Here is a 22,623-nt window from a genome sequence, read left to right on the forward strand (position 1 = left end):
ATCACGTCAGTATTCACACGCGCGCGCCTACGCACACGCAGTCATACGCTCAGACAAGCAGGCGTTTGCGCTATCTGCTGCGCTACCTACGCTGCCTGCGCTGTTTAGTTTTCTTCGTCGATGGTGTCCTGGTCGGCGTTGCGGGCGATAGCCAGCAGGGAGTCGCCTTCAGCCAGGTTCATTAGGCGCACGCCCTTTGTTTGACGTCCGGCCTTGCGGACTTCCTTGGCGGCGGTGCGGATAATGCCACCGTTGCTGGTGATGGCGAAAATTTCGTCATCAATAGCAACCACTTCGGCACCCACCAGGTGGCCGCGGCGACGGTCATACTGAATGGTCAGAACGCCCTTACCGCCGCGTCCCTGCACGGGGTAGTCTTCCATGGCTGTCCGCTTCGCATAGCCGCCGGAGGTGGCCACCAGGAGGAACTGATCCTCCTTCACAACGTTCATGCTCAGTAGGCTATCGTCGCCGTTGAACCGCATGCCGTACACGCCGGAGGTGGCACGGCCCATGGGGCGCAGCACATCGTCGGTGGCGTGGAAGCGAATGGACTGGCCGAACTCGGAGACGAGGATCAAATCATCGTCTTCGGAGCAGAGGTCTGCGCCCACCAGTTCGTCGTCGCCCTTCAGGTTGATGGCGACAAGTCCACCGGTGCGGTTGGAGTCGTAGTCTTCCAGGCGGGACTTCTTCACCAGGCCATTGCGGGTGGCCAGCACCAGGTAGGGGGCGTCCTGGTAGCTCTTCAGCTGAATAACCTGCGCAATGCGCTCACCGGGCTGGAATGCCAGCAGGTTGGCCACGTGCTGGCCGCGGGCGGTGCGGTTCGCCTCGGGTAGATCGTAGGCCTTCAACCGGTAGACGCGACCCTTCGTGGTGAAGAAGAGGATGGTGTCGTGGGTGGAGCACACAAAGAAGTGCTTCACAATCTCATCCTGCTTCAAGGTGGCACCCTTTACGCCCTTACCGCCGCGTTTCTGGGAGCGGTACAGGTCCGTCTTAGTACGCTTCGCGTAGCCGGTTTCGGTGATGGTAACAACCACGTCTTCTTCCGGAATGAGGTCCTCGTCGGAGATTTCCCCATCGGCTGGAATGATGCGGGTGCGGCGCTCGTCACCGTACTTGCGGACGATTTCGGACAGTTCTTCCTTGACGATGGCGCGCTGGCGTTCCGGCTTAGCGAGCACATCCTTCAAATCCGCAATGTCGATTTCAATCTGCTCTAACTCGTCCAGAATCTTCTGCAATTCCAGGGCGGCCAAGCGGCGCAGCTGCATTTCCAGAATGGCGTTGGCCTGGGCTTCGTCAATGTCGAGGAGGTCCATCAACCCCACGCGGGCTTCGTCGGCGCTGGGGGAGCGGCGAATCAAGGCGATGGTTTCGTCCAGCATGTCGATGGCTTTCTTCAAGCCACGCAGAATATGGGCGCGCTCCTCCTTCTTACGCAGGCGGAACGTGGTGCGGCGCACAATAACTTCCAACTGGTGCTGCACATAGATGCGAACCAGCTGGTCAATGCGGAGAGTACGGGGCACGCCGTCCACAATGGAGAGCATGTTAGCGCCGAAGCTGGTCTGCAGCGCCGAATGCTTGTAGAGGTTGTTAAGAACCACCTTGGCTACGGCGTCGCGTTTCAACGTGACAACAATGCGCATGCCCACGCGGGAGGAGGTTTGGTCCTCAATGTTGGCGATGCCACTGATGCGCCCGTCGGAAACCTGCTGGGCAATGGAGGACACAAGATTATCGGGGTTCACCTGGTAGGGCAGTTCGGTGATGACGATAACCGTGCGTTTTCCCTCCTCCTCAATGGAGGTCTTGCCACGCATGCGGATAGAGCCGCGGCCGGTGGTGTAGGCGTCCTTAATGCCCTGGTCACCCACGATAAGGCCGGCGGTGGGGAAGTCGGGTCCCTTAATGCGTTCCATGACGGCCGCCAGGGTGGATTCCTCATCCGCATCCGGATTATCCAGGCACCAGTAGATAGCTTCCGCTACCTCGCCCAGGTTGTGGGGCGGAATGTTAGTAGCCATACCAACGGCAATACCGTTGGAGCCGTTCATTAATAGCTGTGGGACGCGGGACGGAAGAACCACAGGCTCGTTGGTTTTGCCGTCGTAGTTGGGTTGGAAGTCGACGACGTCCTCGCGGATATCGCGCAGCATTTCCTCGGCCAAACTGGTGAGCCTGGCTTCGGTGTAACGCATGGCGGCGGCGGGGTCGTTACCGGCGGAGCCGAAGTTACCCTGGCCATCCACCAGCGGGTAGCGCATGGTCCACGGCTGCGCCATACGCACCAAGGTGTCGTAGATGGCGGAGTCGCCGTGCGGGTGGTAGTGACCCATGGTTTCAGCGACCGAGCGGGCGGACTTCACATAACTGCGGTTATGCAGGAAGCCGCTGTCGAACATGGCGTACAGGATACGGCGCTGCACGGGTTTCATACCGTCGCGAACTTCGGGCAGAGCACGGCCAACGATAACGCTCATGGCGTAGTCGATGTAGGAGTTCTGCATCTCCTGGTTAAGGTCAATCGGGATAACGCGGTCGTATTCAACCTCGTCGGGCGGCAAAGTAGTGTTGTCGGACATTATTCCTCTTTACGTGTGCTACTAGATGTCCAGGAAGCGCACGTCTTTGGCGTTCCGGGTAATAAAGTTGCGGCGGGCAGTAACGTCCTCACCCATCAGAATGGAGAAGGTTTCGTCAGCTGCGGCGGCATCGTCAAGAGTGACCTGGCGGAGGGTGCGGGTGGTGGGATCCATGGTGGTTTCCCACAGTTCCTGGTCGTTCATTTCGCCAAGACCCTTGTAGCGCTGGATGCCGTCATCTGTGTTAATCTTGCGGCCTGCGTCGAGGCCTTCCTTGAGGAGGGTGTCGCGTTCGCGGTCGGAGTAGGCGTAGCCGGGTTCACCCTTGCCCCACTTCAGTTTGTACAGTGGCGGCTGGGCAAGATACACGTGGCCTTCCTCCACTAGTGGCCGCATGAAGCGGAAGAGGAGGGTGAGCAGCAGGGTGGCAATGTGCTGGCCGTCAACGTCAGCATCTGCCATGATGACGATCTTGTTGTAGCGCAGCTTGGTGATGTCGAATTCATCGTGAATACCAGTCCCCAGTGCGGTGATAATGGCTTGCACCTCAGCGTTTTTGAGGACGCGGTCAATGCGGGCCTTCTCCACGTTGAGGATCTTGCCGCGCAACGGCAGAATGGCCTGGTTGTAGTTATCGCGGCCGGATTTGGCGGAGCCACCTGCGGAGTCGCCCTCCACAATGTAGATTTCGCACTCGGCCGGATCCTTGGAACGGCAGTCAGCCAGCTTACCAGGCAGACCACCGAGGTCGGTGGCGGACTTGCGGCGCACCAACTCGCGGGCCTTACGGGCAGCAATGCGGGCGTGGGCGGAGGAGGCCGCCTTATTAATAATGGCCTTCGCCTCCGTGGGGTTGGCTTCTAGCCAGTGGCCCAGGTGCTCATTGCATTCCTTCTGCACGAAGGAGCGAATTTCAGTGTTACCCAGTTTGGTTTTTGTCTGACCCTCAAACTGGGGGTCGGAGACACGCACAGAAATGACGGCGGCCAGGCCTTCGCGAATATCGTCACCGGTAAGGTTGGGGTCCTTATCCTTAATGAGTTTCTTGTCGCGCGCGTACTTATTCACCAGAGAGGTAAGAGCGGAGCGGAAGCCCTCCTCGTGCGTACCACCCTCAATGGTGTTGATGGTGTTAGCGAACGTGTGGACAGATTCGCTATAGCCGTTATTCCACTGCATAGCGATTTCTACTTCGTGGCCTTCACCTTTGGCGTCAAAAGCGATAATGCTGGGGTGGAGAGCCTGCTTGGTCTTGTTGATGGACTCAACATAGTCCCGTAAACCATTGGGGTAGTGGTATTTACGGCGACGGGCGGCCTTCTGTGTGGCGGCGGCCTTAGCGTCGTCGGCACTCTTGGCAGCAACAGCAAGTTCAGAATCACCTGACTCTGCCTCGGCGTCAATCTCGGCTTCTTCCCGCGTAACACGCTGGTCTTCCAGGGTGATGGTGAGGCCCTTATTGAGGAAGGCCATTTCCTGGAGACGGCGGGCAATAATGTCGAACTTGTATTCCGTGGTTTCAAAAATATCCGGATCAGCCCAGAAGCGGATAGTGGTGCCACGGCCTTCAGCGGGGCCGTCATCAACAAGGTCTTCCGGAATAGCGTTGTTGAAGTTTTGGATCCAGTGGTGGCCGTCACGCCAAATTTCGGCTTCCACACGAGTAGAAAGCGCATTCACAACGGAGATACCGACACCGTGCAGACCACCGGAAACAGCATAGTTGGAGGAGTCGAATTTACCGCCGGCGTGCAACTGCGTCATAACAACCTGCACGGTAGGGGAACCAGAGGCATGCATTTCAACAGGAATACCGCGACCGTTATCTCGTACTTCAACTCCACCATCTTCCATGATGGTGACGTTAACTTCGTCGCAGTAGCCGGCCATGGCTTCGTCAACAGAGTTATCTACAACTTCCCAGACGAGGTGGTGAAGACCGCGTTCGCCGGTGGAACCAATGTACATACCGGGACGTAGGCGGACAGCTTCAAGGCCTTCGAGGATGGTAATGGAATCGGCACCATACTCGTTTTTCTTCTTATTCTGAGAGGGAGCCACAGAGTGTCGCACTCCTTATTTCACTGACGTGAATACTAGCGTGTGTTCGTTTCGAACATCCTTACTTCTCTATTCTACGCCCTCAGTGGCAAAACGACGCTTTTAGGACCTACTGACGTGTAGGAGCCCAACGATAAAAATTTTTTCCGCAAATCGCGTTTAAAACGTTTTTTAGTAAGGGTATATATACATACGCATGAATTATCCGTACGTATCGCGCGGCCCACGACCCTTCACATGCCGCGGTCCCTTCCGCCAACTAGGCTGAGCAGGACCCAAAATTCGCAGCATACGCACTGTTTTCCCATACTTCTTACCAAGCTCAGCCAAAATATTAGGCTGGAGAAGCCGCAATTGCGTTGCCCACGCAGTGGTATCAGTGCGGATGTAGAGGACTCCATCCTCATCGAGCTTCTCTACATGGGAATGGGAAGCAATTTCTTCCCCCATAATTTCGGGCCAATTATGGATAATTCGCCCCCCTATAACCTCATGCTGCCAGCCATGTTTTTGTATTGTGTCGGCAACAAGTGCAGTGAGAAGCTGCGGATCCCACTTATCGGGTCCACTACTAGTCCAACTGTAGCGGCGACGTCGGCCAGTACTGGCCTTCCCTGCTCCACGGTGGTGTTGTTCACCACGCGGCCCGTTACCCCCATAGGACTGGGAGGAACTAGCAGAATTAGCAGAACTATAGGAATTGGGGGAATTGCGGGAAGTGTAAGGATTGCGGCTGGCGCGTCCCCGCCCCACATTTTTACCAGTTGCGCGGGCGGCATCTAAAGCAGCAGCGAGAGTACGGTGGACAACATCTGACGTGAAACCCTCATCTGAGCTCTGCGAGTTTTGTGGTCCCTGCGCTTCCTGCTTTCCCTGTGGGCTCATTTGCTGTCCTCCTTCCGTGTTTCACCATTTACTTCATCACGATCATCATGCATATTGCCGGTACTGTCAGTATCGGAAGTGTCAATGCCGCACATATCGGGAACACCCGTGTTAGAGAAGCCAACTGTATCAGGGGCACCGGGGTTATAGCGGCCAGCGATTCCCCCGGGGGCGGGTTCGTTAACACTGGGATCATCAGTAAGAACACCATCAAGCAGTGAAATACGCTGGTTCGCCTCCCCCGCGGTGCTCACAGTATGCGTGGCGGTAACATGCAATTCGTCGGGCAGATCTTCCCCCACTGCCGCCGTGATAAGAGTTTGCTCGGCTTTACTGGCAACGGTAGCAAGAGCTGCGCGGCGGAAATGATCCAACTCTGCAAACACATCATCAAGTAGCAGAATAGGTTCTGTCCCTTCGGATGTCAGAAGATCATAGGCGGCTAAGCGTAAAGCTAAGGCAAGGCTCCACGATTCACCGTGGCTTGCAAACCCTTTCGCCGGCTGCGTTCCCAACAGAAGAGTAAGGTCATCGCGGTGTGGCCCGGCCAGAGTGACACCGCGGTCAATTTCTCGCTCGCGTTTATCCGCCAATCCTACCAAGAGTGCCGCCTCTAAATAGTCTGTATCCAGTGGAGGAGTAGTGGCGCAATCATTCACCATAAGTTGAGGAATGGAACTGTAGCACAGTTGTACGGGACGCGAGTGTGGGGCAAGCGCCACATAATTATTCGCAACGAGCGGGGCAATCTTGTGGAGAAGATCGAGGCGGGCGGCCAAAAGTTGCGCCCCAACATGGGCAAGTTGGGCATCCCATGCATCAAGCGTGCCCAACGCACTAGCACCGGCGGCAGTATGGTAGCCGTGCCGCAGGGACAATGAGGCACTTTTTAGTAGTGCGTTACGTTGCCGCACAATTTTGTCGTAGTCACTAATAACGCCACGCAGCCGGGGACGTCGCTGCACTAGAAGAGTATCCATATAGGCGCGTCTGCCAGCGGGTTCGCCACGAACAAGGCCAAGGTCTTCTGGGGCGAAGAGAACTGTGCTTAAAATTCCCACAATTTCGCGTGACCGGCACGGGGCGGTGTTAATAGTGGCCTGGTTACTTTTGCCACTATTAATTTCTATGGCGACGGTTAGTTCCCGATGGTTATGAACTGCGGTGGCAGCTAGTTGGGCGGAGTCTTTACCGTCTTGAATAAGGGGACTATCTCCAGAAACTCGGTGGGATCCCAAAGTGGCCAGGTAGTTGATGCCCTCTAAAAAGTTTGTTTTTCCTTGGCCGTTTGCTCCCACAAAAACAGTGATACCGGGCTGAAGATCCAGTGTGAGGTTATCCCAGGAACGGAAATTGTGTAGTTCGCAGTGGCGTAGAAACACAAGTGCGCTTTCTACTGTCTATCCGGGGAGGCGGACGGGCATCAGGAGGTAGGTGTAGTCCGTGTCGGGGGAGATGTATTCGCCGTCATTATTAGTGTCGGGTTCTTCAGTAATGCCGGGAATGATGATGGCGGGCCGGTTCGGGTTGGTAAATCCGAATGTGACGGTGGTGTCTTCAATGACGGAGAGTCCATCCAGCACGTAGGAGGGGTTGAAGGCGATGGTCATTGGCTCGCCCCAGTAGCGGACGGGGAGGGTTTCTTCGGCTTCGCCGGAATCATCACCGCCGGCGGTAAGAACAACTTCGCCATTTGCAAAGGCAAGGCGAACTTGGGCGCCGCGGTCCGACATAAGTGAAACGCGCTTAATAGATGCTGCTAAAGGCGCAATGTCCATGGTGGCGATAGCGGTATGTGACTGTGGTAACAGTGTGCGGAATGGTGGGAATTGCGCATCGAGAAGGCGAGTGGTGGTGCGACGATTTTCGCCCACGATGCCGAGGAGTCCTTCTCCGCCAAGTTCTTCATCAGTGCCGCCAAGTGCTAGTTCCACTGGTGCAGTGGAGGTGGCTGCGAATGTTTTCGCTGTTTCGGACAGCATCTTAGAGGGGATGAGGACGGCGGAATCACTGAATTGTGCAAAGGGATCCCACTCAAATGTGCGGACTGCGAGGCGGAAGCGGTCGGTGGCGGCAAGGGTGACGGTGACGTCGTTAATTTCCATGCGTATGCCGGTGAGCATGGGGATGGAATCGTCTTTACCTGCGGCAATAGCAACTTGTTTGACGGCGTCAACGAAAACATCAACGGGGATGCTGCCGGTTTTTGTGGGGAGGTTGGGGAGGTTGGGGTAGTCCTCCACGGGCATAGTGGGGAGAGTAAATCTGGCGTTTCCGCAGGAAATGTGGAGTTTTGCGCCGTCAACATTAACAGTTGCAGTGTCTTTGGGCAGGGAGCGGGTGATGTCGGCGAGAAGTTTGCCGGATACAACGACGCTGCCGTTATCAACGACTTCTGCGGGGATGGTGACTTCGGTGGAGATTTCGTAGTCGAATCCGTTGATGGTGAGTCCCTCGTCGTTAGCGGTAAGAAGAACACCAGCAAGGATCGGTTCTAGTGGGTGGCTGGGAATATTGTGGGCTACCCATGCTACGGCGTCAGCGAAATCGCTGTGGTCTACCCGGAAATTCATATCGGTGAGTTCCATGAGGGTATGGGTCTCCTTCTAGTCACAACTTTCTGTTGTTTAGGTTAGCTGGTTTAGCAAAGTTTCTCACCCGGGAAATAGCGAGAAATGGCGAGATTTGTACCAAGCATTGTGGGAATTACAGATTTTTCATGACGGTTATGCACGGGCTCTATTTCTATATTTCTTTTCTTTAAATTTGTAGTTTTAGTAATAGGGGTTGTGGAAGATGTGGATGATTGGGATTTTGTGCAGTTGAACCATGATTTCACGCTGTGAATTGTTCTGGGGAAATTGTTAATGAAATGTGGATAACTTTGTCCTCCTGTGGATAATTCGGAGAAGTATTCACATGTATCGGCAACTTATCCACGTTTCACCCCCAGATTTGTGGATAGTTATCCACAGGTGTCACCTGCTTATTGGGGACAAATATTTGTGCAGTTCACCCCATATTTTTGTCGAAAAAAATTTATAGAAACTTTACTTAGTGAGAATAAAAATCGTGGTAACAGAGAAATTTGTTGCCTTTTTTGCCGAAAATCCACCGAAATAGCCAGGCCTGTGAATAACTATCAGGCTAAGTAACAAGCTAACTGGTACGTCATAGCAGCTCATAATAGACAGAGCAGTCCATAAAATGAAGTAGGTAACGAGAATACCGTTATTAGTGTTCTAGCTCAGCTCGCTTTTTAATCTCCGAGGTAAGCTGCTGCACCTGGGTAAAAAGATCCCTATCGTCTTTAATCTGCTTAGAGATTTTACGTTCCGCATACATCACTGTTGTATGGTCACGCCCACCAAACGTGGCACCTATCTTAGGGAGGGACATTTCTGTTAACTCGCGACACAAGTACATGGCAATCTGCCGAGCAGTTGCTAGTGGGCGAGTCTTAGATGGCCCACACAATTCCTCCACACTGGTGGAGTAGGCTTCCGCGAGAACAGTCATAATAGTTGCGGCGGTAACCTCAACCTGTTTATCTGCGGGAACAAGGTCACGAAGAACTATTTGAGCCAGTTCGGGCGTTAAATCCTGCTTATTAAGTGAGGCGAATGCCGTCACACGAATAAGAGCGCCTTCTAGCTCACGAATGTTCCTATCGATACGCGAGGCGATAAGTTCAAGAACCTCACTAGGCACTTGAAGATTCTCGACCTGGGCTTTCTTCCGCAAAATAGCGGTACGAGTCTCCAGGTCGGGGGCTTGAATATCGGTAATAAGACCCCACTCGAAGCGTGTCCGCAGGCGGTCTTCCAGTGTAGAAAGTGATGCGGGGGGACGGTCGGAGCTAATAACAATCTGTTTATTGGAATTGTGTAGCGCCTCAAATGTGTAGAAGAACTCCTCCTGGATACCTTCCTTACCTTCAAGGAATTGAATATCGTCAACGAGGAGCAAATCGCAATCGCGGTAACGCTTTTTAAACTTCTCCTTGCGGTCATCACGCAGCGAGTTAATGAAATCGTTCGTGAATTCCTCGGTGGAGACGTAATGCACCTTCAACTGTGGGAATAGTTGGCGCGTGTAATGGCCAATAGCGTGAAGAAGATGTGTTTTCCCTAAACCTGAACCGCCCCAAATGAAAAGCGGGTTATAGGCGTGGGCGGGTTGCTCTGAAATTGCCCACGCGGCCGCGGTGGCGAAACGGTTGGAATCCCCCACAACATAATTGTCAAAAGTGTAGCGCGGGTTCAATGTTGGGGCCGGAACAGCCTGGGGGCTAACACTTGCGGTGGGTGACGGAGGCTTTTGCGTCTCCTCATACTGCCCGCCACTACTCTGCCTATCATCACTCTGTGCGTCACCATTGGACTGTGTGCCAGTAGTGGAAGCAGCCGTGGAGTGTGTATCGGAAGTAGTAGACACAGGTGCAGCAGCAGAACCATCAGTGGTAGCTGCATTTTCTGAATAGTCTAAATCTGGGTGATAGGTGGGAAGATCCTCGGGGAAATCTTCAGGAAGATCGCGATCTCGCGAGATCACAGGTGGGCGTGGCCACGGGCCAGATAGGGGATCTGCGTCAAGAGCTTTTCGAAGGAACGAATGCGAGTCCTCATGCTCATACGAATCTTCTGGGTTTTTGTCGATAACTTTGATAGCCAGTGTTACTTCTTCACCCAGTAATTCTTCCAAAGCAGCCGTGATGGGATTGTGAAGAGTGCGTTCAATGGCTTCTTTCGCAAAAGTATTAGGTGCTGATAGCAGGGCGAAACCATTGGTGTACTGGATGGGTTCAATAAGTCTCAGCCACGCGCGTTGCTGTGGGGAGAGACTGGGGGTGGGGGAGTAAGGGTTAGCGGACGCAGTTTCTAGTTCTTCAAGAACTTTTCCCCAAATATGGTGGAGGTCTGGGGTTTGCGTCACCATATCCTCCACATTCACACTATCGATCGCGGTTAAGTTACTAGATTGGGCTATCCAGTTAAGTTACTCAGTTGGGTTACCCAGCTGAATTACCAGGCAACGTTAATTTATATCGCTTTGGCGAACCTGCGATTACCAGAAGGCTATCAGGGTACGACAAAGTTATCCACATGCGTTATCCACAGTGTAGATAGTCCTCTGGCAAGGATCGTATGCGCGAAACGACCATTTACAGACGGCCTCGCGGTAGCGTTCCTTTCGCAGGGACACGAATTGAAACCTTAGCTATCTCCTCTAGGCAAAAGCAATATATTTGGTCCACTAATTACACATTTCAGAAAACCTGCAGGTCTCCCCTCGGCAAAGTTTTCTGTTTTTCCAGAATTTTGCGGAAAAAACGAATTACACGCTTGTAAGCTGGGCATTTAGAAAACGTAAGTCTCAACCATGGCTTGAGAGATCGTTGAGGGATCGACACAGAAGCGGCACAGAATCGACGGACAATCATTTTTTGTCGCTTTCCCCTCTCGATCTTTACCCATTATTCCGCTAGGCTTAATCCTTTTTGATTTGTCCCACGTGAACCTAGTAGTCTTGTAAAGTCATTCCGCATACGCGCGTAGTGTCTCCACGCATGTTGTGTAATCACACTGTGAGTTACATGGTGAGATAGATATGAGATAGATAGTGGGACAGTACGCGGCCACCTTTTGTACTCCACGTTTTACGGTTACGTCCGTAACAGTGTGGATGAAGTACCAGCCGGAAACGTTAGGCGGAATCTTTAGCTGAAACCCGCACTGAATAGTGCATGACTATTAGAGGAGTGGTGACCGTGGCCAAGGGCAAGCGGACCTTCCAACCGAACAACCGTCGTCGCGCTCGTGTACATGGCTTCCGTGCCCGCATGCGTACTCGCGCTGGACGTAACGTTATTTCCAGCCGTCGCGCTAAGGGTCGCGCTTCCCTGTCCGCTTAAGTTTAAGCGACGCGGCATACATGCTTTCACAGGAGAATCGTCTCCATCGGAGCTCAGACTTTCGTCGAGTAGTTCGCACAGGAGTGAAAGTGACCTGCGGTCACGTAGTGGTGTACGCCGCACGACAGGACAACGATAAGGAACTAGCGGCATCCGTCACCGGTTCCCATCCTCATAGTGCTACGTCGGAAAACCCTCCACGTGTTGGATTAATCGTCAGTAAAGCCGTCGGGAATGCAGTTGCACGACATCAACTGTCCCGACGGCTCCGGCATACCTGCCGAGAATTACTCCCGACTATACCCAACAACGTAGACATCGTTATTCGGGCTCTTCCCGGATCCCAATTTGTGCCCTCCGCCTGCCTAGAAAAATGGTTAACGGAAGCCTTCCGACGTCTCGCTACAAAACCAGCCCTGCGTGCACCCCAACCACCTGAGCCACCAGCAAAAGGCTAAAACGTATGTGTGACGACCACTCACCGAATTCTGCGAGCCGACCTGGGGCAATCCACAGCGACTACGAGTTTCGTCACCGCTCCTGGAAAAACCCTCGTGATTGGGCAAGCCTTCTCCTTATTGAAGCAGTGTATTTTTACCGCACCGCTATTAGCCCACTGAAGCCCGTCCCCACCTGCCGATTCCAGCCCACATGCTCCGCATACGCACTGGAAGCACTCCAAGTTCACGGATTTTTCCGCGGACTTTGGCTATCAACAATCCGAATTCTTAAATGTGCGCCCTGGCACCCCGGCGGATACGATCCCGTCCCACCACCCCGCCACCACAACACACCCCGCCACGGTGCATCACACACCACAACACACACCCCAACTGAGGAGAATTAGCCGTAGTGTTGAACTTTATCTACTATCCAATCTCCTGGATTTTGTGGGTTTGGCATAAAGCCTTCGCATGGCTACTGGGAGTATGCAACCTTCCCGTCGACACTAACCCCAACGCGTCCGGCGCAGCCTGGGCACTGGCCATCATCTTCCTAACGGTAACAGTTCGCCTTATCCTCCTTTACCCCATGGTGAAGCAGGTACGAACAAGCCAGAAGATGTCCGAACTGCAGCCACAAATTAAGGCCATCCAAAAAAAGTACGCCAACGACCGGCAGCGAATGTCCCTGGAAATGTCCAAGCTGCAAAAAGAAAACGGCGTCAATATGGCCATGGGCTGCCTCCCCATGCTCATTCAGATCCCCGTCTTCATTGGCCTGTTCCACGTGCTCCGCGTGTTCAACAAGATGGGGAAGTCCTCCGGAGGCCTCGGCTACACCGTCGCCCAAACGCGTAACTCCGGTAACTACTACTTCAAACCCGATGAAGTACGATCCTTCCTGGACGCCCGCCTTTTCGGCGCCCCCCTCTCCGGCTACATTTCCCAGCCGAAGGAACAATACGCAGCGTTCTATCCGGTAGGAACCTACCACCCGCAGGATGAGCACAGTCTCTTCGTCGCCATTTTGTGCGTCACTATTCCCATGCTGCTTATTTCTGCTGTGGCCACGCACATGAACGCCCGTATGTCGATCAACCGGCAGACCTCCGCTGCCGCCGCCAACCCACAGGCTAACGTCATGAACAAGATGATGCTGTGGTTCTTCCCCATCATGATTCTGGGCACCGGCGTTATGTGGCACGTAGGCCTCCTTACCTACATGCTGACCAACAATATATGGACAGGCTGCCAGCAATACTTCCTCTTTAAGAAGATGGATGAGGAAAAGCGTGAGGCGAAAGAAAAGCTCGATGCTGCCCGCGCCGCAAACGCTCCACGCCCCGGTGTAAAACCCAAGCGGGATAAGCACGGTAAAGCTGTTGTTGTAACGCAGTCCGATGACGAGGACACCAACAGTACTGCCAAGGCTACTAACAGTGCTGCAGACGGTGCGGCTAGTGGTGCCGCGGATGCTAACAATGCCGCGAATAGTGCCGCTGACGGTAGCGGTAAAGCGCTAAGTGCGGCGGAGCGACGCAGGAATGCACAACGCGCCCGGCAGCAAGCCAAAAACCGCAAAGGCAAGAAAAAGAAGAAGCGGTAACCAAAAACCGTAACCCTAAAGACCCCCAACCCATACACATACACTCAGCACACACTAAATACACTCAGTGGAACGCTGGATGACTCAAAAGGACAACACATGAGTAAGCAACAGAAGCTCATTGATGAAGGTGAGATTGCTGCCGACTACTTGGAGCAGTTCCTCGACATTATCGACTTTGATGGCGATATTGACCTTGATGTAGAAGGCGACCGCGCCTCCGTTAGCATTGACGGCGGCGACAGCCTCGATATGCTTGTCGGCCGCGATGGGCAAGTACTTGAAGCAATTCAGACGCTTACTCGCCTAGCCGTACAGGAAGTATCCGGCGAACGTTCCCGCCTTATGCTCGACATTGCGCGCTGGCGTGCCAACCGTCGCGATACCCTCCGCGGGCTAGCTCAAGAAGGAGCACGGCGTGTTGAAGAAACTGGGGCACCGGTTGAGCTAGAGCCAATGAGCCCCTTCGAACGCAAAGTTGTCCATGACGCCATTGCTGAGATTGATGGGGTTGTTACCGAGTCCACTGGTGAAGGCAAGAACCGCCACGTCGTTCTTCTTCCTGACGATGACTACACGGACAACGACGCAGAAGAGAACGACAACTAAATATTTCGCATGAAAGCATTTCGTGTGAAGTGCTTGTGAAGTGCTTGTATAAAAACACTTCACGTAATACTGCTAGGTAGCTACTACATAGCATTTAGGGTGAGCCGGGTATATTGCTCGGCTCACCTTTTATTTATGCGGTTTATTTATGCAGTTTATTATACGGTGCAGTTTTTATGTTCTGTGCCGTTTGTCTTTTGTGTTGTGTCTTCTGTGGTGTGAGCCCATGTGTCCTCTGTTTTATCCTTTTGCCTTTTGTGTTTTCTTCGGAGATAAGGGTAGGGAACAGGGTAGGGAACAAGGAGGCAATGGGGTAGGGGAGTTTATTGACGGGGTGGGTGGGGTGTTCATTAATGGTGCCATACAGATGGGGTACGGAGCTCGCTGACTATGGAATAAGAGAAAAGTTATCCACAGTGTGAATAACATCTGTGTAATTCTATTTCCGCAGGTTAAAGTATTTTGTTCCACGTGAAACGTATATATTTGCCGGTTTTCTAGCTCAATAGAGACAAATATGAGGAAATGAAACATTTATTATTTTTTCTGTGGATAACTTTCCCCGATACTGACATTTTCATTGTTTCAGCACACTATGGCAGGTACGGTGAAATAGGTTGAGAAGTGTCCGCAAAAGTGATTCTTCTTTTCGCACTTCTCTCACACGTCGTTGTGCTAATTCTTCTTTTCAGGAGTTTGAGTGACATCATCATCACCCGTTGTTTCAGATATGTTTGGCAGCAGATCCCCTCTAGCTGAGGAATATGCGAAGCTACTATGTACGGACGGTATTGAGCGCGGCCTTATCGGTCCACGTGAAGCTGATCGTATTTGGAATAGGCATATTCTTAACTCAGCATTGTTGTGCGATATTCTGCTGGAAAATTCAACGGTTGCAGATATTGGCTCCGGGGCAGGATTACCCGGCATCCCTGTTGCTATTGCTCGGCCGGACCTAGAGGTGTTCCTTATTGAACCTCTTCTGCGTCGTGTTACCTTCCTTAATGAGGCAGTAGAAAAATTGGGCCTTGAGAATGTCACTGTTATTCGCGGACGTGCTGAAGAAAAGACTGTCCAACAAAAAGTGGGCAAGGTTGATTTCATAACGTCTCGTGCAGTTGCACCGTTGGCTAAACTGGCGAAGTGGTCAGCCCCGTTTGCCGATAAAGGTTCTTATCTTGTGGCGTTGAAAGGTTCTAGTGCTGCAGAAGAGATTGAACGCGATGCCAATGCTGTTGGCATAGCGGGATGGCGAAATGAAGAAGTTGTGCAGCTTCACCGCGATGGGGGAGTTGACGATACATACGTCATTAGAGCTATCCATATTTAATACTGTGTATAAGGCGAGCACCTATGCTCGGTAAATTACGGACAAGCATTCTGCGGTACTCTATAGTTCTGTTGAGACTGGTCTATCGAGAATGATCTACTGCGAGTAGCTATTATTAATAGAAACTGTCTCTAGCTCTATCGTCCTCTTCCGTCTTTACTGTTGTTTTAAAGACTACTTTTAGAAGTTGGCGTTGGTGCTTTTTGAGCTAACACTAGGCAGTAGGAGTGAATCACTTTGACGCTTCGTGTTATGTGAGCAATTGTTTCCCGTGAAACATAACAAGATTAAATGCACACCAGCAGATGCGCTATGGTGCCATCACACTATAGAGTGACTTATGTATCGCTGACACTTTTAATGGTTTTATCGACATCTAGTTTTCTAGAGTATGTCGCTACAGATAAGTTTCACGTGAAACAGCGATAACAAGAAAAGCGGTAGTACGAGGATATATGAGATGCCGCCGATGTTTCTAAGTTGCGCTAAGCATGAGAGAATATAAGCAAACAGTTTCACGTGAAACAAGCTGAGGATTATTGCAAAAATGAGTAGTTATTTCGATACTCCAATTGCGGAAGCAGCTGAACGAGCATCGCGAATTATTCACCGTACGGGTCTTGAAGAACTACCAAAGCCGCCCTCGCGACGAATGTTTTCCGTGGCTAACCAAAAAGGTGGCGTTGGTAAAACCACTACAGCTGTTAATCTTGCCGCGGCTCTGGCTCTATACGGGATGCATGTCCTTGTTGTTGATCTCGATCCGCAGGGGAACGCTTCAACCGCCCTTGGCGCTGAACACCGCTCTGGTACCCCATCTAGCTACGAACTCCTTTTAGGTGAATGCACTCTTGAAGAATGCATACAAAAATCAACCGCTGGGGAAGGGGTCTTTGTTGTACCCGCAACAATTGATCTTGCGGGATCAGAGATTGAATTAGTGAGCATGGTAGCACGTGAAAAGCGGCTAAAAGATGCACTCGATGATTCCTACCTTGACGAGCTCGGTATAGATTTTGTCTTCATTGACTGTCCGCCATCGCTGGGACTTCTCACCATTAACGCCATGGTTGCCGCAGATGAAATTTTGCTACCTATCCAGTGCGAATACTATGCGCTGGAAGGTGTGGGGCAGCTTCTTAACAACATCAACCTCATTCAGATGCACCTCAATAAGAATCTGCATCTATCGACAATTCTGCTCACGATGTTTGACGGACGAACGAAACTAGCTGACCAGGTTGCAAACGAGGTACGTAATCACTTCGGAGATATTGTTCTTGAAACAATCATTCCTAGGTCTGTAAAAGTCTCCGAAGCTCCTGGCTTCGGACAAACTGTTATTCAATTCGATCCGGGTTCTACAGGTGCGAAAACATACTTAGAAGCAGCACGAGAAATAATTCTTCGTAGCACTAAGAAAGACCAAGGCAGCCAAGCTAGTGAAGCTAATTAGGATAATCAGAATAACCGCGATAGTTAGCAAAGCTAGAGCATAAAGCTAGAGCGCAAAAGTAGTACAGAAGAGAGCAGTACAGAAGAAAGTAGTGTGGACTGATAATGGGTAATAAACGCAATGGGGGACTAGGGCGAGGATTAGCAGCACTTATTCCTACCGATGATCGCCCCAGTACTCCTCATTTGGGAGACGCAGCCGCGGATATTATTTTGGGTTCGGGATCCCAGAAGAAGAACGGTAAAAAGTCCTCCAATAAGAGCCGTACCGCTGCCGCCACCGCAGCTAAGAAAGCAAAAAATCGTCCGGTGGGAGCCGTATATCGCGATATACCTATTGACTCTATACGGCCCAATGAAAAGCAGCCGCGTACCGTCTTTGACGAGGACGCACTTAATGAGCTCGTTCACTCCATTAAAGAATTTGGTCTACTGCAGCCCATTGTTGTCAGGGAAATAGCGCCAAAAACCTACGAAATTATTATGGGTGAACGCCGCTGGCGTGCCTCACAACGAGCTGGATTAGAGACGATCCCTGCTATTGTGCGTCAAACTGATGACGCGGATATGCTACGTGATGCTCTCCTGGAAAATATTCACCGCGTCCAGCTCAATCCCCTTGAAGAAGCAGCTGCCTACCAGCAGTTACTTGACGAGTTTAACGTGACACATGAGCAGCTAGCAGACAAGCTAGGCAGGTCACGACCCGTCATTACCAATATGATCCGTCTTCTTAAACTCCCCGTACCAGTACAGCGGAGAGTAGCAGCTGGTGTCCTCTCTGCCGGGCACGCACGTGCCCTCCTTGGGGTAAAAACTGGAAGTGCTGACCAGGAAGAACTAGCCGCGCGGATCATAGCGGAAGGGCTCTCCGTACGACAGACGGAAGAAGCCGTCACCTTACTTAACAACGGTGGGAAAAAAACACAGAAGAAACCCGCTCCTAAGGCAGAAATTCCCGCCACTGTGCAGGCCGGTGCAACGCGGCTTTCCGACGCACTCGATACAACAGTGAAAGTTTCAATGGGGCGTAAGAAGGGACGTATCGTCATTGATTTTGGTGACGCTGATGATGCCCAACGCATTATTGATCTACTCACAAGCCGCGACAGTCACTAATCGCGCCGGTATAAATCACACGGTATAAATCGCACGTTATCATCGCCTGGTATAAGAATGCGGATATAAAACCGAAAACGTGATTGTAGATGCGACCGTGGATGGGACTGTGGCTGCGACTGTGTCTGTGACTGTGGATGGGATCGGGATTCATATTCCGCAGGGCAGGGATGAGTTCTAAAATAGTTGCGGATAGTGAAAATATGGCGATATTTGGTTGCATGTAGTCATGTGTAATCAGTCCATGTAGTTTCGTCACTGTGACGAATGGTAAAAGTTAGGACAAAATAGGCCAACGGGCCAAAAGGAGAGAAAAGTGGATGATTTACATATCGTGCCGCTAGAACTCTCCATGGTAGAAGAACTCCCGCACCATTCCCGCGTCTGCGCCTTCTGGGAAACAGATCGCGAACCCGGCCACTGTGAACGCGGCTATGATGACTCCTTCGAAAAAGAAGCATGGCTATCCGCTGTGCTCCTTGAATGGGGAGTCTGTGGGCAAGTCCTTGTTGCCGATGAACGTGCCGTCGGAACCGTCCTCTACGCGCCCCCAACTACATTCCCCGCCACAAATTGCTCCCCAGCGGACCCGTCAACCCCGATGCTATGCTCCTAAGCCATGTCTACATTGTTGACAACTACCGCTCCGTTATGAATTACGTGAAACTTATCAATGCGGCAGTGGCGGATCTCCAAGACAGGGGAGTGCGAGCCGTGGAAGCCTTCGGCAGACTGGGCAATGCGGGATCCTATGCGCAGGATGCAGACCCCACATCCGCATTAGACCATATCTGTATCCCCACTCAAGATGTTTTGTCCGCCTGCGGTTTTAAAGAAATTGTGCCGCATCCACGGGTATCGCGTTGGCGCATGGATATCAACAAGCGCAATCTATGGAAGAAGTCTGTAAAAGCGGCACTTGACCAGCGCTATGTTGACCGAATGATCGAGCTTATTACCTACGGGGCGCCGTCATCCCCACTAGCAGGCAGTTTTAGTGAATAATCGGCTGGGCAGGCGCAAGTAAGGTTAGCAAGGCAGGCGCAGTAAGAAGGCTTAGCTCGCAGGTTTAACGAGCAGCCGCAGCGAGCAGCTTTAATGGGCAGAGTTGCGCTCGACTTCAAGTAGTTCGGCGAATGTAAAAGCGCCGGTGGAGAGGGTGTCCTCGTTCATCAGGTAGAGGCGTTTTACCGCCACAACAATGCCCTCAGCAATAGCATCGCGGCCGTCAGCAGACATAAGAAGTTGACGGTTATGCGGGTTGGTGATGTAGCCAAGTGAGGCGCAGATAGAAGGCATGCGGGTTAGCCGTAGGACGTCCCATGTGCGGCCATGGGAGCGGCAATCTGTTAAACCGGTGCGGGCCACCACTTCGCGCTGCACGAATTGGGCTAGTAGCTTACCTATTGCGCTCACCTTGCCGCGGCTATTGCGGAAGAAGAAGGTGGCCATGCCGTTAGCCAGATCGTTTGGGTAGACGTCGCACTCCATGGTGATCATCAAGTCCCCATCAACCTGGTTCGCCATCTGGGCGGCATTGTCGGAGGAAATATCGCCCCCACGCGGGTGGGTAAGGAATGTTTCCACACCCAATGCCATCATGCGGCCTTCAATGCGGTTCGCAATGTCCCACACTAGTTCATCGTGTAGTTCGGCGATAGTGTCGGGGAGGACATGCCCATAGTGGGTGGACCCATTGTAAACATGCGGGTTGAGGACAATGCGCTTGCCATACAGGTTAGGGCCAGAAGAGCGCACAATTTCCTGCTCAATGATGTTAGAGGGGGAGCCTCCCGTAATACGCCGGCCGAGCCTACTGAGTGACTGCAATGTGGCCGGGCCGCAGATGCCATCTGCGCTAAGGCCAAATTCGCGCTGATAGTTAATGAGGGCAACGTGCGTATTGGGGCCGAAAACGCCGTCAATGCGGCATGTGTAGAAGCCTAGCTCTTGGAGGGAATCTTGTAGGGTGGCAACGTCGTCACCAAACATGAGGTTGCCGGGGAGGAAGTTCAGTACGCGGCAGCCCAGTTTGTGGCTGGCTTCGGAGAGTGCGCGGCGGGTGATGGCGCCTATTTGTCCATCGACAACTAGCCCACGCTGCTGCTGGAAGGCGCAGATGGCGGTGGTGAGGTCATCGTCTGGGTTCACAACAAAACCGAGCTCTGTGAGCTGTTGACGCACTTCCTCAACGATGGAGGAGTGTGTACGGGGGTCTGTCATGAAGGTCTCCTTGGACACCTGAACTAGCGTAAAGAATAATCGCGGGGGAAGCTCGACAAGAGAGCTCAGTACGATTTTAAAAGATTCTGGTAGATAGCACACAACATAGCGGCACGAGTTATAGGGTCGTGCCGCTATGTCTAAAGTTTATCGCTTTCTTTACCGGGAAGAAACAAAGAATCTGCAGGTTAGAGTACGTCCTTGAGGGCTGCCATGATAGCGGCCTTGGGGCGGGCGCCGGTGAGTGTCTTCACAACCTTGCCATTTTTGAAAACAAGCATGGTGGGGATGGACATAATGCTAAACATTTGGGCAAGAGTCTGCTGCTCGTCCACATTCACCTTGGCGACAACAAGCGTGTCTTTATTCTCGTCGGCAATCTGGTCGATGACGGGGCCTACCGCCTGGCAGGGGCCGCACCAAGAAGCCCAAAAGTCTACGAGCACAGGTAATTCGGATTCTGCTACAACAGAGCGGAAATTGGCGGTGGTAACAGTAATGGTGTTAGCGGACATGAGTTTCTCCTTATGATGACCGTTAGCGAAAAACTTTACGTAATCTGTATTCAAAACCTTGCAGGACAAGCTTTCTAAGCGGTGATGCCTTCTACGTTGGGCGAGTCCTTTAGTGTTTCCGTGTCTTTATTTTCCTAGTGTTCTCTCTTGACCAGTATCTACATATTTACATAGATGCATGGTTAATAAGCCAGGATTGGGCGTCAAGTGCCGCCACACACCCACTTCCCGCAGCGGTGATGGCCTGCTGATAGTGGCTATCAACAAGATCACCACAGGCGAACACACCATCAATACTAGTGTGAGACGTGCGACCCTCAACCTTCACATAGCCTTTTGCATCCACCGCGATCTGGTCGCGCACAAGCTGGGATTGTGGCTCGTGCCCAATAGCCACAAAAAGACCATCAACAGGAAGATCGCTGAGCTCACCAGTAGCAGTGTTCTTAATACGAAGATTATTAAGGGTGGTATCGCCCTGCACCTCCGCAATGACGGAATTCATAAGGAGGTGAATCTTCGGGTTAGCCTCAGCGCGTTCAACCATGATGGGGCTAGCGCGGAATTCATCGCGGCGGTGAATAAGGGTGACGGATTGGGCGAAGCGGGTAAGGTACGTAGCCTCCTCCATGGCGGAGTCACCGCCGCCAACCACAGCAATGTCCTTGTCTTTGAAGAAGAACCCGTCGCAGGTGGCGCAGGCGCTGACACCGCGGGCTTTGAAGTCCTCCTCGCCGGGAACGTTCAAGTAGCGGGGAGTGGAGCCCATCGCCAGAATAATCGTCTTGGCGCTATAGGTAACGCCAAGGGATTCAACAGTTTTCACATCCCCAATGAGGTTGATCTTGTCAACCTCCTCCATGCGGAGGTCAGCGCCGAAATGCTCCGCTTGGGCGCGCATTTCCTCCATAAGTTTGGGGCCTTCAATGCCCTCATGGAAGCCAGGGAAGTTTTCAATGACGGTGGTGTTCATCAGTAGACCGCCTGCTGCAAAACCTTCAAAGACAAGAGGTTTTAGCTCTGCGCGAGCTGCATAAATAGCGGCAGTATAGCCAGCTGGACCAGAGCCTACGATAATGACGTCTGCGGTGGTGTCGGGAGTGTTCTCAGCCACGATTATCCTTCTGTGAGCGGCGGGCATTCATTACTGCATTATGGCAGCCTACCCGTACTATTTTAGTAGAACGACTATACCGCCGCATATATTCCCACAAGCACTAGGCGCTAAGCACTAGGCACTTTTCGCCAACGTGACAGTGGCAGTGTCTATCCCATCTGCTCTTCCCTCGATTTCGTCCGATACGTCCTCGGCTACCTCCTGCGCAGCCGTGATAATAAGGTGTGCTTTTGCCCGGTTACGGCGGCTTTTTATAGTACCCAATGGGGCGTTGACCAGCTCGGCGGTTTCCTGCAGGGAGAATCCGGCAACGTCAACAAGGAAGATAGCTTCCCGCTGCTCTGGGGGAGCTGCTTCAGCATTTGCTCCATGCTGTAGTTATAGCCGCCGCAGAGGGGCCAATCGTTACTGCCTGAGGCGGGTTTATCGAAGTCTTCACTCAACTCAGAAGTGGTGTGACGGTATTGTTTCCGCTGGTGGTCAATGGCGGCATTGGTAACAACACGGGCAACCCACTGTACAAGGTTAGAGCCGCGCCGGGGGAGTTTACGGGAGAGCAGATTAACACAGGCGTCTTGGAGGGCGTCTTCGGCGTCATGGGGGTTACCGCAGATACGCCGGGCGATGCTTCGATACAGACCAGTGTGTGCGTCGAAGGTATCGAAAAGATCGCGGTGGGTAACAAATATGTCGTTTGGCAGGTAGCGCTCATCGACAGAGCTGGGCATGGTGTTGTCCTGTAGAGGTACGCA

Annotated in this window: 21 protein-coding genes; 10 read left to right on the plus strand and 11 right to left on the minus strand. The window is 52.4% G+C overall.

Annotated features, from left to right (window positions below):
• Positions 1-104 precede the first annotated feature (104 nt).
• The 6 genes from gyrA to dnaA all read right to left on the minus strand — a co-directional run bounded on the left by gyrA (position 105) and on the right by dnaA (position 10,475).
• Positions 105-2,594 carry a DNA gyrase subunit A gene (gene gyrA, locus QZV76_RS06280; protein WP_290599098.1) on the minus strand — a complete coding sequence of 830 codons (2,490 nt, stop codon included), beginning with the start codon at positions 2,592-2,594 and terminating at the stop codon, positions 105-107.
• Positions 2,595-2,615: 21 nt separating this feature from the next.
• Positions 2,616-4,655 (minus strand): DNA topoisomerase (ATP-hydrolyzing) subunit B, encoded by a 2,040-nt coding sequence (gene gyrB, locus QZV76_RS06285; RefSeq protein WP_290599099.1) that lies wholly within the window; start codon positions 4,653-4,655, stop codon positions 2,616-2,618.
• Between the two features lie 201 nt (positions 4,656-4,856).
• Positions 4,857-5,540, minus strand: a complete 684-nt coding sequence (locus tag QZV76_RS06290; protein ID WP_290599100.1) for a DciA family protein — start codon at positions 5,538-5,540, stop codon at positions 4,857-4,859.
• Positions 5,537-6,922, minus strand: coding sequence for a DNA replication/repair protein RecF (gene recF / locus QZV76_RS06295; protein ID WP_290599102.1), 1,386 nt, complete (start codon positions 6,920-6,922; stop codon positions 5,537-5,539). Before recF ends, QZV76_RS06290 begins: the two co-directional genes overlap by 4 nt.
• Positions 6,923-6,940: 18 nt before the next feature.
• The gene (gene dnaN / locus QZV76_RS06300) at positions 6,941-8,128 is read right to left on the minus strand and encodes a DNA polymerase III subunit beta (RefSeq protein WP_290599103.1); all 1,188 of its coding nucleotides are present in this window, start codon (positions 8,126-8,128) and stop codon (positions 6,941-6,943) included.
• 646 nt (positions 8,129-8,774) lie between these two features.
• Positions 8,775-10,475, minus strand: coding sequence for a chromosomal replication initiator protein DnaA (gene dnaA / locus QZV76_RS06305; protein WP_306559154.1), 1,701 nt, complete (start codon positions 10,473-10,475; stop codon positions 8,775-8,777).
• An 835-nt stretch (positions 10,476-11,310) separates the two neighbouring features.
• Between dnaA and rpmH the strand changes: the two genes are divergently transcribed.
• The 10 genes from rpmH (at position 11,311) to QZV76_RS06355 (ending at position 19,021) form a co-directional block, all read left to right on the plus strand.
• Positions 11,311-11,454 carry a 50S ribosomal protein L34 gene (gene rpmH / locus QZV76_RS06310; RefSeq protein ID WP_290599147.1) on the plus strand — a complete coding sequence of 48 codons (144 nt, stop codon included), beginning with the start codon at positions 11,311-11,313 and terminating at the stop codon, positions 11,452-11,454.
• A gap of 20 nt (positions 11,455-11,474) precedes the next feature.
• Positions 11,475-11,912, plus strand: a complete 438-nt coding sequence (gene rnpA / locus QZV76_RS06315; RefSeq protein ID WP_290599104.1) for a ribonuclease P protein component — start codon at positions 11,475-11,477, stop codon at positions 11,910-11,912.
• Positions 11,913-11,917: 5 nt separating this feature from the next.
• Entirely contained in the window at positions 11,918-12,301 is a 384-nt protein-coding gene (gene yidD, locus QZV76_RS06320) for a membrane protein insertion efficiency factor YidD (RefSeq protein ID WP_290599105.1), read from the plus strand.
• Between the two features lie 5 nt (positions 12,302-12,306).
• Positions 12,307-13,503: a membrane protein insertase YidC gene (yidC, locus tag QZV76_RS06325; protein WP_290599106.1), complete on the plus strand. Its 1,197-nt coding sequence runs from the start codon at positions 12,307-12,309 to the stop codon at positions 13,501-13,503.
• A gap of 99 nt (positions 13,504-13,602) precedes the next feature.
• On the plus strand, positions 13,603-14,112 hold the full coding sequence (locus QZV76_RS06330; protein WP_290599107.1) for a R3H domain-containing nucleic acid-binding protein: 510 nt from the start codon (positions 13,603-13,605) through the stop codon (positions 14,110-14,112).
• A gap of 730 nt (positions 14,113-14,842) precedes the next feature.
• The gene (gene rsmG / locus QZV76_RS06335; RefSeq protein ID WP_290599148.1) at positions 14,843-15,442 is read left to right on the plus strand and encodes a 16S rRNA (guanine(527)-N(7))-methyltransferase RsmG; all 600 of its coding nucleotides are present in this window, start codon (positions 14,843-14,845) and stop codon (positions 15,440-15,442) included.
• A gap of 547 nt (positions 15,443-15,989) precedes the next feature.
• A complete protein-coding gene (locus QZV76_RS06340; RefSeq protein ID WP_290599108.1) occupies positions 15,990-16,898 on the plus strand; it encodes an AAA family ATPase in 909 nt (302 codons plus the stop codon).
• Positions 16,899-17,002: 104 nt separating this feature from the next.
• Entirely contained in the window at positions 17,003-18,016 is a 1,014-nt protein-coding gene (locus QZV76_RS06345; RefSeq protein WP_290599109.1) for a ParB/RepB/Spo0J family partition protein, read from the plus strand.
• Positions 18,017-18,332: 316 nt separating this feature from the next.
• Complete coding sequence (locus QZV76_RS06350) at positions 18,333-18,632, plus strand: hypothetical protein (protein WP_290599110.1); 300 nt, start codon at positions 18,333-18,335, stop codon at positions 18,630-18,632.
• Positions 18,623-19,021, plus strand: a complete 399-nt coding sequence (locus tag QZV76_RS06355; protein WP_290599112.1) for a hypothetical protein — start codon at positions 18,623-18,625, stop codon at positions 19,019-19,021. The genes QZV76_RS06350 and QZV76_RS06355 overlap by 10 nt, the downstream gene beginning before the upstream one ends.
• Before the next feature lie 90 nt (positions 19,022-19,111).
• On the opposite strand, the gene QZV76_RS06360 is transcribed toward QZV76_RS06355, so the two are convergent.
• The 5 genes from QZV76_RS06360 to QZV76_RS06375 all read right to left on the minus strand — a co-directional run bounded on the left by QZV76_RS06360 (position 19,112) and on the right by QZV76_RS06375 (position 22,599).
• Positions 19,112-20,239 (minus strand): N-acetylmuramoyl-L-alanine amidase, encoded by a 1,128-nt coding sequence (locus tag QZV76_RS06360; protein ID WP_290599114.1) that lies wholly within the window; start codon positions 20,237-20,239, stop codon positions 19,112-19,114.
• A gap of 188 nt (positions 20,240-20,427) precedes the next feature.
• Positions 20,428-20,754: a thioredoxin gene (gene trxA / locus QZV76_RS06365; protein ID WP_290599116.1), complete on the minus strand. Its 327-nt coding sequence runs from the start codon at positions 20,752-20,754 to the stop codon at positions 20,428-20,430.
• Between the two features lie 166 nt (positions 20,755-20,920).
• Positions 20,921-21,895 (minus strand): thioredoxin-disulfide reductase, encoded by a 975-nt coding sequence (gene trxB / locus QZV76_RS06370; RefSeq protein ID WP_290599117.1) that lies wholly within the window; start codon positions 21,893-21,895, stop codon positions 20,921-20,923.
• A 90-nt stretch (positions 21,896-21,985) separates the two neighbouring features.
• Entirely contained in the window at positions 21,986-22,198 is a 213-nt protein-coding gene (locus QZV76_RS07505) for a sigma factor-like helix-turn-helix DNA-binding protein (protein ID WP_366664351.1), read from the minus strand.
• A complete protein-coding gene (locus QZV76_RS06375) occupies positions 22,123-22,599 on the minus strand; it encodes an RNA polymerase sigma factor (protein WP_290599118.1) in 477 nt (158 codons plus the stop codon). Before QZV76_RS06375 ends, QZV76_RS07505 begins: the two co-directional genes overlap by 76 nt.
• Between the last annotated feature and the right edge of the window lie 24 nt (positions 22,600-22,623).

The organism is Lawsonella sp. (genome assembly GCF_011525565.1).
GTDB classification, from domain to species: Bacteria; Actinomycetota; Actinomycetes; order Mycobacteriales; family Mycobacteriaceae; genus Lawsonella; species Lawsonella clevelandensis_A.